11 protein-coding genes are annotated in these 14475 nt (G+C 47.0%); 10 read left to right on the forward strand and 1 reads right to left on the reverse strand.

Annotated elements, in window-relative coordinates; translation table 11 throughout:
• Positions 1–24: 24 nt before the first annotated feature.
• A complete protein-coding gene (locus tag M3629_RS21510) occupies positions 25–3165 on the reverse strand; it encodes a glycoside hydrolase family 2 TIM barrel-domain containing protein (RefSeq protein WP_251510086.1) in 3141 nt (1046 codons plus the stop codon).
• A gap of 128 nt (positions 3166–3293) precedes the next feature.
• Between M3629_RS21510 and M3629_RS21515 the strand changes: the two genes are divergently transcribed.
• The 10 genes from M3629_RS21515 (at position 3294) to M3629_RS21560 (ending at position 14314) form a co-directional block, all read left to right on the forward strand.
• Positions 3294–4130: an AraC family transcriptional regulator gene (locus M3629_RS21515; protein ID WP_251510098.1), complete on the forward strand. Its 837-nt coding sequence runs from the start codon at positions 3294–3296 to the stop codon at positions 4128–4130.
• 348 nt (positions 4131–4478) lie between these two features.
• Positions 4479–5441 carry a helix-turn-helix domain-containing protein gene (locus tag M3629_RS21520; protein WP_251510100.1) on the forward strand — a complete coding sequence of 321 codons (963 nt, stop codon included), beginning with the start codon at positions 4479–4481 and terminating at the stop codon, positions 5439–5441.
• 32 nt (positions 5442–5473) lie between these two features.
• Entirely contained in the window at positions 5474–5962 is a 489-nt protein-coding gene (locus tag M3629_RS21525) for a DinB family protein (protein WP_251510101.1), read from the forward strand.
• 197 nt (positions 5963–6159) lie between these two features.
• Positions 6160–6441: a hypothetical protein gene (locus M3629_RS21530; protein WP_090918184.1), complete on the forward strand. Its 282-nt coding sequence runs from the start codon at positions 6160–6162 to the stop codon at positions 6439–6441.
• Positions 6442–6652: 211 nt separating this feature from the next.
• The gene (locus M3629_RS21535) at positions 6653–7192 is read left to right on the forward strand and encodes a GNAT family N-acetyltransferase (protein WP_251510103.1); all 540 of its coding nucleotides are present in this window, start codon (positions 6653–6655) and stop codon (positions 7190–7192) included.
• Between the two features lie 333 nt (positions 7193–7525).
• Positions 7526–8377 carry a rhamnulose-1-phosphate aldolase gene (gene rhaD, locus M3629_RS21540; RefSeq protein ID WP_251510104.1) on the forward strand — a complete coding sequence of 284 codons (852 nt, stop codon included), beginning with the start codon at positions 7526–7528 and terminating at the stop codon, positions 8375–8377.
• A gap of 338 nt (positions 8378–8715) precedes the next feature.
• Positions 8716–10533: an APC family permease gene (locus tag M3629_RS21545; RefSeq protein WP_251510105.1), complete on the forward strand. Its 1818-nt coding sequence runs from the start codon at positions 8716–8718 to the stop codon at positions 10531–10533.
• A 444-nt stretch (positions 10534–10977) separates the two neighbouring features.
• Positions 10978–11844 carry a carbohydrate ABC transporter permease gene (locus M3629_RS21550; protein WP_251510310.1) on the forward strand — a complete coding sequence of 289 codons (867 nt, stop codon included), beginning with the start codon at positions 10978–10980 and terminating at the stop codon, positions 11842–11844.
• A complete protein-coding gene (locus tag M3629_RS21555) occupies positions 11841–12662 on the forward strand; it encodes a carbohydrate ABC transporter permease (RefSeq protein WP_251510108.1) in 822 nt (273 codons plus the stop codon). Before M3629_RS21550 ends, M3629_RS21555 begins: the two co-directional genes overlap by 4 nt.
• A gap of 293 nt (positions 12663–12955) precedes the next feature.
• Positions 12956–14314: an ABC transporter substrate-binding protein gene (locus M3629_RS21560; RefSeq protein WP_251510109.1), complete on the forward strand. Its 1359-nt coding sequence runs from the start codon at positions 12956–12958 to the stop codon at positions 14312–14314.
• Positions 14315–14475 lie beyond the last annotated feature (161 nt).

The raw sequence follows: 14475 nt of genomic DNA on the forward strand, positions 1-14475 counted from the left end.
AATGCCAGCAGTGCTTGCTTGATGTTATACGGGTCTTACCGTGAACGTAAAATGATATGGACGATTGGCTTGCAGCGTATACTCTGGATGTGTACGGGCACTCCAGCTGTCGTCACCGCCAACACCCATCTGCATGTAGTTGATACGAGCCATGGTATGTGAACTTACTGGCAATTTGTAGACATGGTCATTCGCTTCCAGTTCTTCAGGCGACCATGGCAGTGCATTGATTTCAAACGGCGAATTGGCTTCAAAATGCAACCCGATGCTGCCCTTTGCAGCATCTTCGCCTACAGCCGATGTAATCTCAGCAAAACGGACATCCGTTTTGTTACCACATTCCTGTGGTTTCAGGTAAGGAACAAACTGATCACGAACGGCTCCGGTGTAATAGCCAAGGCGTGCACTGGTCTGACGGTCGATATAGTTGTCATGCGGCCCTCTACCATACCAGGAGATCGTATCCAGACTGTCTTTTAATTCAAACAGCATACCGAACTCAGGAAGTTCAGGCAGACCTGCACCGGAGACGAGGGTTTGACTGATTTCAAGCTCGCTATTCGGTTTGATGTGATAGGTGATGGACAGCGTACTTCCCGGGCTGGCATCCCACGTATAATCTGTTGTCACATGACAGCCCTGCGCATCCGTATGATGTTCAAAACGAATTAGCTTGTTGGTCGCATGAGCGTCACGCCAGAAAGCGGCACGTTCATTCAGTTTGTTACCCAGATCGTTATCGGTCATCGCACGCCAGAAGTTCGCACGAGCGGGTACCAGTAATTGCTCCTGAGAGTTAATCTGATAGGAAGTAAGTGCGCCGGTAACCGAACTGAAGCTTATGGAGACTTTACCCGCATTCACTTTCAATCCGCCATCTTGCAGTTCCTCCACTTGAAGCGCGTCACTTGCTCCCGCAACAGGTTGCTGAATGGCACGCAGACGAGGAGATACGACGAATTGCTCCCAACCAATCTCATGTCCTGCTTCTGCCCACTTCGTAGCTTTCTTGGTCTCCAGAGAGACAGTAAGAAGGGCTTCTGTGTACAGGTCGGAAGATGGTGTGTAAGGGATATGGACTTCAACGGATTCGCCAGGCTGCGCAGCAATGTCCAGATGCCCTTTTTCCACAGATACTCCGTTATGGGACAGCGTCCAGGCGAGTGCATATTCGTTCAGATCCGTGAACAGGAAATGATTCGTGATACGGATTAGTCCGGTTTGCAGATTGAGCGCCTGCATGCGAACGTTCTGATAACATTTTTTCACTTCTTCCAGCTTCGGCGTAACCGTTTTATCTGCCAAAATCAGTCCGTTACCGCAGAAGTTGCCGTCATGCGGAGACTCGCCAAAATCTCCGCCGTAAGCGAGATATTCTACACCGTCTGCTGTCTTGGTACGAATGGATTGATCCACCCAATCCCAGATAAATGCCCCTTGTAAAATCTCATATTTATCAAACATTTCCCAATACAGGTGCAGACCGCCACAGGAGTTGCCCATCGCATGGCTGTATTCACAGATGATATAAGGTTTTTTGTCCCCTTTCATCCGTGCATACTGTTCGATATCGTTCGGGCTGATATACATCGTGGATTCAATATCACTTGCCGAATCGGTAGGGCGGTAGTGATACGTGCCTTCATAATGAACGAGTCTTGTTGGGTCGGCTTGTTTCAGATAGTCGTACATGGCGATAAAGTTATCGCCGCCAAACGATTCATTACCAAGCGACCAGATGATGATGGACGCATGGTTTTTGTCCCGCTGGAACATGGAGTTACAGCGATCGATGACGTTGTCGCGCCATTCCGGCTTGCTTGCCGGGATGTTGTCGTCGTTCATTTCTTTTTGCCCATAGTACCAGGTACCGTGTGTCTCCAGATTCGTCTCGTCAATCACATACAGTCCGTATTCGTCACACAGCTCATACCAGAGTGTCTGGTTCGGATAGTGCGATGTACGCACGGCATTAACGTTATAGGCTTTCATCAGCTCGATATCACGAATCATATCCTCACGGCCGATGGCCCGTCCTGAATCGGGAGAGAATTCATGGCGATTGACACCCTTGAATACAATGCGTTTGCCGTTGATTTTCATCAAGCCGTCCTTGATCTCAAATCTGCGGAATCCGACACGGGTACGAACAGCCTCGACCGTTTGGCCCGAAGTATTCTGGATGGACAGCACCAATGTGTACAGGTTAGGCGTTTCGGCACTCCACAAGAGCGGGTTCACAACTGGAGTAGAGAGGTGTAACGTTATTTCTTCTTCATTGGCAAAAGAAACCTCTGCCGCGAGCGGCTGATCCAAAACAAGCTTCTGCTCCGCATCATAGAGCTGCGCTTGAACCGTTAAGCCTTCCACTTGCTGTCCAGCATTATGATTGTACAGTTTTACATCCAACTGCAGTTCTGCATTCTGCAAAGCATCATCGAGTTCCGTCCGAACGAAGAAATCAGCGATCTGAACCGGTGAAGGCGAGTGCAGATATACGCCACGGAAAATACCGCTAAGACGCCAGAAATCTTGATTCTCCAGCCAGCTTGCATCACACCAGCGATAAACCTCAACCGCCAGCTTGTTCTCACCTTCTGTTAAATATGCCGTGATATCAAACTCCGCAGGTGTGAAGGTATCCTCACTGTACCCAACAAGTTCTCCATTCACCCACACATAAAAGGCAGATTCAACGCCTTCAAAATGCAACAGGACCGGACGGTCTTTCCAGTCCGCAGGAACTGTAAACGTGCGAATATAGGAACCGACAGGGTTATAGGTGGCTGGTGCAAAAGGTGGTTTTAACTCAGGCTCGCGCTCCACCCAAGGATACGTCATGTTCGTGTAATGAGGGTAATCATAGCCCTGCAACTGCCAGTTGGACGGGACAGCGATGTCATCCCAGTTGCTGGCATCGTAGCTGGTTTCGTAAAAAGAAGTAATGCGCTGTTCTGGCGTTTCGGCAAAGCTGAACTTCCATGAACCATTTAGCGTCTGGTACAAAGGGGACGAAGTGAATTCATTGGACAAGGCTTCTTCTATTGTTGGAAACGCTACCATATTGGCATGGGCTGGCAGACGATTCACCTGAAACGTCTCGGGATTGTTGTTCCATTCCGGATATCCGTTAGCCGGAGGGGTGTGCACAAGTTTCTTTCGCATATCAGCAGCTCCTTTGATCATGTTATAATATATTCACAGTATAGAATTGATCAGGTACTTAGAAAATAAAGAATATTGCCCATATATATCACAATATGAAACTAAAGCTGGAGAGCGTGGTGTACCGCATGAATACACGAATCTTTTTTGGTAAAACAGACGAAGCCGCACGTCTGCCCGTCTATATGACGACCGTTGGGTATTGGGAACATCAATTTGAAACGGAACGCCCGGAAGGCTTTCCCGATTACCAGATTCATCAGGTCATTCAGGGACAAGGCAGGCTGATTATTGAGGATGAAGGAGAATATATCGTTGGTCCAGGGGAGGTATTTATCACCTACCCCGATATTCCGCATGAGTATAGGCCTATTACGGATCACTGGGAACTGGCATGGGTATCCTTTCAGGGGCGGGAGGCAAGTCAGCTACTGGCCTATGCGGGAATCACCAGTTCAGGAGTATATAAGCTTAGAAAACCCGAACTGCTGAACGCTTTGGAATTGTTGCTTGTAAGGGAGGAAGGCACGGGGGATGCGATGAATGCTGCCGATGATCGGGACAGTTCCAAACACCTGTATGCCTTGCTACTGGATTTGAAGCCTTTGCTCATTGTGTCGGACAACGATAACGACGAGATGGAACGGTTGAAACCCGTGCTACGTTACATTACAGAGCACCTGGATCAGCCTTTGTCGCTGAAGGAACTGGCGGATGTGGCTGTTGTATCTCCTCAATATCTATGTCGGTTGTTTCAAAAGGCACTTCGTGTCAGACCTGTGTTTTATGTCAACCAGGAACGAATCAATCGTAGCAAACAGCTGATGTTCAGTGAGCGGGAGCTCCGAATTTATGAAGTGGCTGACCGGGTAGGGTATGAAAATGCGAGTTACTTCTGTACGATATTTAAACGACATACGGGCATGAGTCCCGAGAAATTTCGCAAACTGCATGGTTTAGGCTGAAAAGACGAGCATTAGTGCCTACCTTATTTTTCTTCTGTTTTTCATCTGTCCTTCGTTCATTTTTTGATCTGTTCTTCATCTGGATTTCAGTTTCTCTTAAGGTTGAGGGATTAATATAAATCTTGTAAACCCCTTCTCGTGTTAAATAGATGTGTGACTGGCCCTGTTCGGATTGTCCTCCGAGCAGGGCACTTTTTTTATGTTTAGCTGAGCGATCATACTCATGATATGATGAGAGAGAAGAATGAGCATAATCATATAATGTGAACCAAGAGATATTGAGAGATACCGGGAGATACCGATTAGTCGAGGCTCTTTTTCGCATAAAAGGGAAAGGCAGGGAAATGCATGGACGCTCGTCTGCACGCATTGTATCGTCCGGTACAGATGAATGGGATGGACCCCCGTACATACTACATAGAGAATAGTCCTTCCCCTGTGCTTACACCTTATGTAGCCTGTTATTGGGAGTCAGGAACTCGGGAACATATGGAAGATGGCAAGTATGGCATAGATGGAATGGACACGGACATCAAGGTCAATGACTTAAGGTTGAAATCTCCGGCCTCTGCCCGGGTATTACCGGATGGTTGCACTGACATCCTGATCGATTATAATCCAGAGCAAGAAAGGTATACGTATAGCTATTGCGGCAATTACATGCAGCCTTTTGCTTTTCCGTTATCGTTGACAGCGCCTACTACGGGAGCATATACGTTCGGGGTTCGCTTTTTCCCCGGGGGAGCTCCTTTTTTACACGGTCAGTCACTGGATTTGTTTACAGACCGACGTATACCGCTGGAAGAATGCTGGCCAATTCGATGGGACGAGCTACGGTTGAAGATGGAGGAAACGGTGAATTTTGCTCAGCGTGTGCAGGTGATGGAGTCGTACCTCCGCCGAGTGACCCTGCGCAGTAGCCCGATTCATCATCATGCTGATCAGGATCTGCTTCGTAATGTGCTCTACCGGATCTTCAAGGATAATGGTCGCTTGAGTATACAAGACATTGCCCAGGGGGAAGCTGTCAGTGAACGTCAGTTGCATCGCAAAATGACCGAACAAGTGGGTATCAGTCCCAAGCGTTTTAGTGAAATTGTTCGTTTCCATCAGGTGTTGCATGGCATTCGCAAAGGCCTGGCTACGGACGGAGCTGAACTGGCACAGACGCACGGATTTTACGATCAGGCGCATCTGATCAGGCAATTCCGTAAGTTTTACGGTGATACACCGCTAGTTGCTGTTCAGGAGCATCAACAGATGTTGTCCGAAAAGTACAATGATGCGGCCGTATCTTCCGTTATACTATGAATCATAGACTTATCACAAAGGAGTAATGAATCATGAATGGAACATTGCAAATTCGAAAGCATCTGTTAACGGAACTGGAAACAGGCGTACGCACAGGTGCTTCGTTAATTCGTCTAATTCGTCCAGAGGACTGGGCGTATCGTCCGCAGGACAATATGCGTTCCCTTGTGGAACTGGTGCATCATTTTATCCAGATTACGGCTTCGGATCTTGTCATCATGCAAGAGAAAGGTGAGGCTGAAGTAGGCCAAGTGGAGAACAGTTTATCTGGAAACCAGGATATTGAGCAACTGGAAAAGACATTATGGAGCAATTTCGAGGCGTACAAAGCATATATTACAAGTCTTAGCGAAGAGGACTTTCTGAACCGCTCTACCAAAGCTTTCTATGCAGAGCATGGACACTTGCAGGTGCAGTGGCAGATCGAAACGCTCACACATGTGTTCCACCATCGCTCACAGCTCTATAATTACCTCAAACAACAAGGCCATGAATTGAACTTTTTTATGCTGTATGCCTAGTTTGTTACTGGGTATGTTCTTGGACAAGAAGCTCTGCCGGATCATCCGGTGGGGCTTTTTTTGTTTTTCGCTGGATACGTTATCTATTAAACTTGCATGTTAGCTATAAATGTACGTTCTACCAGGGTCAATTCACCGTGGCTTTACTAGATTTGAAACATAGAATACTGTATCAAAGCAAAAAGGAGGTGATTTTGATGGCCATCCTTTTACCATTACAGTTCTACAATCTGCCAGCGGGTGTGGGTAAATCCTACTATGAAAACCTGTCTGGCGGCACCAATGCAAGTGTTACGGTGAACAACAATGGACCGTTTCCGGTATCTCTCGTCATCACTCGTGTAAATGCTCCAGTTGTCACTTATATTGTTCCGGTGAACAGCAGTTTGAGCATTACCGCAAGTCAGGTGCTGGTCTTCGCTTTGCTGGCGAACCAGGGGGGTGCTGCTTCCGGTACGATTGAAGTTGCTTTGGCGTAATCTATCAGATGTTAGTAGAACGTATGAACCTCTGCCGACCGGGTCGGCAGGGGTCTTTTTTTATATTGAAGCCTTGTCGTAAACAGGGGAAGGCGTATCAAACTACATAAAATGTTGGGGCCCGAGAGTTTACCCTGAACCGTACACGATTAATGGAATAGTATAGACCGCACGTTGAGACTGTGCCTGGGATTCGGGAGGTTGATAGAATATGAACCGTAAGCAAACCAAAATATTGGAAACGCAGCGACTTGTATTTACGACATGGGACGAAGGAGATCAGGCACTCGCATTTGCGCTTTGGGGTGATCATGAGGTGACCAAGTGGATCAGCGGAAGCGATGTGCTGAGTGAAGAGGAAGTGGAGGCGAGGCTAGCTCAGGAAATCGAGCGTGAGAAGCAGGAGGGCGTGCAGTACTGGGCTCTTTTTCAGAAGCGTTCTGACGTATTTGTCGGTTGCTGTGGTTTGTACCCTTATACACCAGAAGAAAATACCTATGAGCTGGGTTTCCTGCTGACCCGGGATCACTGGGGACAAGGATATGCGCAAGAAGCGGCGCAGGCTGTTGTTCGTTATGCTTTTGACAAATTAGAGGTAGCGACGCTGGTGGCAAGTCATCATCCGGATAATGAAGCGGCATGTCACATTTTGAGCCAACTGGGATTTGAGCCAATGCACGAGCGACGGGATGAAGCAACAGGTGTGATGAAGCCTTTCTATAGATTACGGAAAAATAATACTGCCCGCTGATTAACGTTCTAGGGTATCTTATCTTGAGTCGTTTTCATGCATTTTTTATTTCGCGTTCAGCTTCTATTAAGGTGGGAAGGATATGATAACTCGTGTAAACCCCTTCTCGTGTTAAATAGATGTGTGACTGACCCTGCCGGACGACGGCGGGGTGTTTTTTTGCTTGTTTTTGACATTTTACAATAAAATAAAGATAAACAAAAATAAATAAAATGATAATCTGTGTTTATTATTGACTAACAAACAGAAACAAAGTTATAATGAATGTGAAAAAAGGAACTTAATTTGATCGTGACAGCCCCATTTTATACTTGAACATAGGAGTGGATAGACATGAACGTGACCCTTCAGACCGAAAGACAGCAACCTGCCGGATTCAATATTCCATTTGTACGCGAGATGGCAGAGATTACGCAGCATATGTGGAAAAATGGATGGGATGAGCGTAATGGCGGTAATGTCAGCTACCTACTGAAAGAGGAAGAGGTTGCACCTTACATTGACATTCATCATGTGATCCGCACCATCACACCTGCCTTTTCCGTGCAAGAACTGGCGAGACAATATTTTATCGTTACGGCATCGGGCAAATATTTCAAAAACGTGCTGGCAGACCCGGAAGGCAATCTGGGTGTACTGCGTGTATCTGCGGATGGACAGGTGCTGGAGGTATTGTGGGGGCTGAACAGTGGCGCGAACCCGACAAGTGAACTGCCGACCCATTTTATGAGCCATATTGAACGTTTGAAAAGAGACCCGAACCACCGGGTTGTCATGCACAACCACGCGACACATGTACTAGCCATGACCTTCATCCATGAACTGGACGAGGCCAAGTTTACCAAGACACTCTGGCAGATGTGCACCGAATGTGTGGTGGTATTTCCAGATGGCGTTGGGATCATCCCTTGGATGATGCCCGGTTCGAATGAAATCGGCCGCGCAACGGCGGAGAAAATGCAGGAGTATCATGCGGTGATCTGGCCGCAGCACGGCATTTTTGGAACAGGTACAACGATTGACGAAGCGTTTGGTCTGATTGAGACCATCGAGAAAGCAGCACAAGTGTACATGCTTGTTGCAGGTCACGATATCAGGCAGCGGATTACGGATGAGCAACTACTTGCCCTTACAGAACAATTTGGCGTAACTCCTCGTCCCGGTATCATTCAAAGTAAAGGGTAAATAAGTCTAATATGACAATTGTGTTATATGAAGCTGATCATATGAAATCCTGATCTTGGCCTTTGGTTCTTTGAACCGAAGGTCTTTTTCTTTTTTCAGGCAAACAATCGTCGTTTTGGGTCAAAAACGTTCAATTTGCTTAGCAAGAAAGGCTTTGTTATCGAATATTGAATCGTAGAATGCATTATCACGCGCTGGCGATTTTCGGGTGAAATGACGTATTGTCAACGGCTCTGCGATTTTGCATAATAACTATGCTTCATAGATAAGAACAGACATTGTTACCCAGATGAGAAGCAAAGAAGCTTATAGACAAGAGATGGAAGGAAGTTATGATCATGCTTGGCAAAATGAAGAGAATCTTAATCGGCAAGCCAATGAAGTCGGCTGAATTGGATGCAGAAAAATTGGGGAAATGGAAGGCGCTCGCCATCCTGTCTTCCGATGCTTTATCATCCGTGGCCTACGGTACGGAACAGATTTTGCTGGTGCTGGTTGCGGCGGGATTCGCCGCCTTGTGGTACTCGGTTCCGATTTCCATCGCCGTGCTGGGATTGCTCGTCATTTTAATTTTTTCGTATCGTCAGACCATATTTGCTTATCCTACAGGGGGCGGCGCGTATATCGTAGCCAAGGATAATCTGGGCACCACACCGAGCTTGATTGCCGGAGGTTCATTGCTCGTCGATTATATCCTGACTGTGGCTGTAAGTTCGTCCGCAGGTACCGATGCGATCACATCCGCTTTTCCTGTATTGCATGACTATAGTGTCATTATTGCGCTTATTATGATTGTGTTTCTGACCGTTATGAATCTGCGAGGAGTTACGGAGTCAGCTTCGGTGCTGGCGATCCCTATTTACCTGTTTATCTTTTCGATTGCCATTCTCATTATTTCGGGTGGATTCAAATTTCTGACTGGTGGTATGCATGCTGCGGCTCCGGAGTTTGGAACAAGTCTGTCGCATGTCAGCATCTTTCTGCTGCTTAAAGCGTTCAGCTCTGGATGCTCGGCTTTGACCGGGGTTGAGGCGGTTAGTAACGCTATTCCGAACTTCAAGCAGCCTGCGGAGAAAAATGCGGCCGGAACGCTGCTGCTGATGGGATGCATCCTTGGTGCCATGTTTATCGGCATTACGCTGTTAGCCTTTGGGTACGGCATCAAACCTGATCCGAAATCAACGGTTATTTCCCAGATTGCCGAAGCTACGTTTGGCCGGGGATGGATGTATTTTATTATCCAGGGGGTTACGGCCCTGATCTTGTTCCTCGCGGCGAATACGGCATACTCCGCCTTCCCGCTGTTGTCCTTCATGATGGCGAAGGATAAATATATGCCACATATGTTCATGGTGCGAGGAGACCGTCTGGGCTTCTCCAACGGGATTATTTTTCTCAGCGTCATGTCGGCACTCCTCGTCGTTGGATTTAAAGGGGATACCGGAAACCTGATTCCGCTCTATGCGGTCGGGGTGTTCATTCCGTTTACCTTGTCCCAACTCGGTATGATGATACGCTGGATTAAAATCAAGCCGTCTGGCTGGAAAACAAAACTGCTCGTGAATACGATCGGTATGCTGACCACGTTGTCGATTACCATGATTTTTATTTTCACCAAGTTCACGCAGACATGGGTTATCTTTATCTTCCTGCCACTGGTCGTTTATGTGTTCATGCGCATTCGTAGCCATTACTGCAACATCGCAGACGAACTGCGTATCGATATTCAGGTGGATAAACCGGCCAAGAAAGGTAATACGATCGTTATTCCGGTGGCTGGCATTACTCGGGTGGTGATGAATACCATCAGTTACGCCCAGACGATGTCGGATCATGTGGTGGCACTGTACATCGGCTTTGATGATGAGGCTATACGGAAGATGGAGCAGAAGTGGGAAGAATGGAATCCAGGCATCCGTCTGGTCGTAATCAAATCGAGATATCGCAGCATTATGGGCCCGCTGAAGAAGTTCATTGATACCGTGGAATGGAAAACAGCGGAAACCGATCATATCACTATCCTGATACCGCAATTTATTACGAAGCACTGGTGGCAAAATGTACTGCATAACCAGACCAGCTTCATGATTCGGGCTTATCTGATTAATTATAAAGATGTGATTGTGACGACGGTACCGTATCATCTGAATCGGTAATGGAAAATGAATGTAAAGCAGGTTTTATCAATATAACGTTAATGTTTAATATAGTATTTACACATATTTACCGCAGGGAAATCTCCAGATTGGAGGTTCCTTGCGGTTTTTTGCACATTTGTGCAGTTTGGTAAATTCATCCTGTTCTATGTTGCGTTATGTAAAACGGTTGGGCAAGGATTAACTTGAATTTGATGCAACTTCCATATTGCTGTGACATTGGAAAATTAAACTAGAGTTCGTGGTGCTGAGTTCAGATGAGTTATTCATCTCAGAGCTTGTACACCGAGAGCATAACCCAAGAGGTGTAATCCAAGAAGGGTGTTCAAGGAGGAAAAACTTCAGATGAGTGATCTTGACAACCAGTTCAGCCTGCCTGCCATAAAACGGCGTATAACCTCGAATTCCTACAATCGTCGGACAACTTCGCTGCGGTTGCAGCGGATGAGGGAGAACGTGCTGGCTTACGGTTTTCTAGCACCATCGCTGCTTTTGTTCGCTGTGTTTCTGTTTTATCCCATGTTCAAGTCAGTGTACTTGAGTCTGCATTCTACCGACCCGACGGGACAGATTGCGGCTTATGTAGGGCTGGATAACTTCAAAGCGGTATTCCAGTCTGGTCTGTTTATGCAAGGCATGAAAGTGACATTACTGTTTGTTCTGTACACCATACCGACAGGCATATTCGTAGCCCTTATTCTGGCGGCTTTGACTCATAACCGCTTTAAGGGAATGCGTGTGTTCCAATTTGTCTTCTCGCTGCCTGTTGTGTTATCGGTAGGCTCGTCGGCCGTCATCTGGAAGTTTCTTTTCCATCCGACGCTGGGGATGCTTAATTATCTGCTTGGCAAAGCAGGCATTGATCCAATTCCTTGGTTAACGAGTCCCGATTGGGCATTGGTTTCAATCTCCATCATGACGATCTGGATGAACCTTGGTTTCAACTACATCATTCTATCCAGCGGATTACAGGGAATTCCGGATGAGATCTACGAAAGTGCCAAGATGGATGGGGCGAGCGCTTTGCTCACGTTTCGCAAAATTTCCATGCCGCTGTTGTCGCCAACGTTGTTCTTTGTGACGGTGGTATCCATCATTGGTGCGTTTCAATCGTTCGGTCAGATCAACATTCTCACGCGGGGCGGCCCGATGGACAGTACAAATGTGTTTGTGTATTCCATCTATCAGGAAGCATTTGTGAACTTCCGCTTCGGGACAGGAAGTGCACAGGCTTTAATTCTCTTCGCGGTCATTATGCTACTGACCCTGCTTCAATTCAAATGGGTAGAGAGGAAAGTGCATTACCAATGAATGCAAAATGGAATCAGACGTTGCTCTATATGTTGCTGACGATCAGCGCTGCATTGGTATTGTATCCGGTGATGTACACCTTCTTCATGGCGGTGATGACGCCTGAGGATGCGAGTGCGTATCCACCGCATATCATCCCGACATCCATTGATTTATCCAACTTCGCAGAAGTGTTCGATATTGTGCCGATTGGACGATTCATCGGGAATACCTTTCTGGTGGCGGGGTTGACTACGATTGGGCAATTAATTACAGCCAGTATGGCTGCTTATGCTTTTGCCAAAATGCAATTTAAAGGTAAAAACGTTATCTTCAGCATGTTTGTGGCCACCATGATGATTCCGTGGGAAGTGACGATGATTCCGAACTATCTGACCATTCGCAGCTGGGGCTGGCTGGATAGTTATCAGGGACTGACGGTGCCGTTTCTCGCAACCGCATTTGGCACCTTTCTACTCAGGCAGTTCTTTATGCAGTTGCCCAAAGAGCTGTTCGAAGCAGCAAAGATAGATGGATGCGGACACATTCGTTACTTCATCTCACATGTCTTGCCGTTGTCTCGTCCGTCACTTGGCACACTGGCGATCTACTCGTTCCTCAGTATGTACAACGCGTATCTCTGGCCGTTGCTTGTAACCAACACACCCGAGATGAGAACGGCTCAAATCGGAATTTCTATGCTGGAGTTCCAGGAATCCACGGCATGGAATCTGGTGTTTGCCGGAACTGCGATGGTGATCCTGCCATCTCTGCTACTACTGATCTTTGGACTAAAGCAACTAGTGCGAGGCATGGCTGCAGGTGCGCTTAAGGGATAAAGGAAACCTGCATCACCGTTCAGGTTGCGAATAAACCGCCAGGAGCGAATAAAATGAGGCTCGCCTTTTTAATAAAGTTTTTGTGAGAGAACTTACACGTTAGTAGTGTAGGAGACGAAATCGATTCTGTAGAAGCGTAGCGTTTGCCTTTATCCCCGAATTTCTCCCTATGTATAGGGATATTCAAGAAATCTGGGGATAACAGCAATCGAAAGAACGATTCGTAACCGGAACGGCTACAACGTGCATCTCAAAAATGTTTATTGAACGCGAGCCATCTAAAGGAGAGCGACATGATAAAAAGAGGAAGCTTTGCACTAATGCTAGCAGCGCTGATGTTGGTTATTTCGGCTTGTGGTACGAAAACAGAAACAAGTAGCCCGGCAAGTGGGGCACAAGCTGATGCGGCAGCAGCTAAAACAACTCAATTGACATGGTGGCATTCTATGTCCGGTGCAGGAGAAAAGGCGATCAACCAACTGGCTTCTGGTTTTAACGCAAGTCATCCCGAAATTCAGGTTAAAGCGATCTACCAGGGGAAATATGATGAGAGCTTGAATAAGCTTAAAGCATCCATGGGTTCCGACAGTGGGCCGGATCTGATCCAGGTCTATGAGATTGGCAGTAAGTTTATGATTGACTCGGGCATGATTACACCGGTGCAACAGTTCATCGACAAGGACAAGTTTGATCTGTCCCAACTGGAGCCGAACATTATTCGTTATTATACAATTGATGGCAAGCTGAATGCGATGCCGTTTAATACATCGAATCCAATTTTGTATTACAACAAGGACATGTTCAAGGCTGCCGGATTGGACCCGGAGAATCCACCAAAGACGTATGAAGAGTTCGAGCAAGCAGCTAAGGCCCTGTCCAAAGACGGTAAACCAGGAGCGTCGATGGCGATTTATGGCTGGTTTATAGAACAATTTTTCGCAAACCAGAATGCAGATTATGTAAACAATGGAAACGGGAGAAGCGCGGCGGCAACCGAATCTATGCTGAACTCCGAAGCGGGTGTGAAGACGTTAACGTGGTGGAAAAAGATGATTGACGAGAAAACCCTCTCGAATCTGGGACGCAATACAGACGACACCACGGCAGCATTTACGGCACAGCAGATTGGTATGACGCTGGATTCCACAGCAGGGCTTCGCAAAATCGTTGAAGGTTCAGGCGGCAAGTTTGAACTGGGAACAGGTTTCCTGCCTCGTCCAGCGGATGCTAAAGAAGGCGGCGTGGTCGTTGGTGGGGCAAGCTTGTACATTATGAACAACAAATCGGAAGAGCAGCAGCAGGCCGCATGGGAGTTTATCAAGTATCTGGCTACACCTGAGGTGCAAGCGAACTGGAGCGTAGCGACAGGATACTTCCCAATTACGACAGCAGCCTACGATCAGCAAGTATTAAAGGATAATATGACGAAATATCCGCAGTTCCAGACAGCAGTCGATCAATTACACGCTTCAGCTGATTCGACAGCAACATCCGGCGCAGTTATGGGGGTTTTTCCAGAAGCGAGACAAATTGTCGAAGGAGCAATTGAAACCGTGCTGAATGGACAAGGTTCGCCACAAGAGACTTTAGATACGGCAGCGAAGCAGATTACAGATAAGATCAACCAATATAACAGCACGGTGAAGAAGTAACTACCGAGGAGCAGAGATGAAGTAGAACGTAACCAGATGCGGCGGTCCTATTGATCGCCGTATTGTGGTGTGTGTATTTAGCTATGTTTTACGTCAGTCACTGTCGAATCCGTGAGTAATAATCAATGTGTATGTTATTAAAGTTAACGCAATATAGGTCT

It is taken from the genome of Paenibacillus polysaccharolyticus, assembly GCF_023714295.1.
In the GTDB taxonomy this organism is placed as follows: Bacteria; Bacillota; Bacilli; order Paenibacillales; family Paenibacillaceae; genus Paenibacillus; species Paenibacillus polysaccharolyticus_A.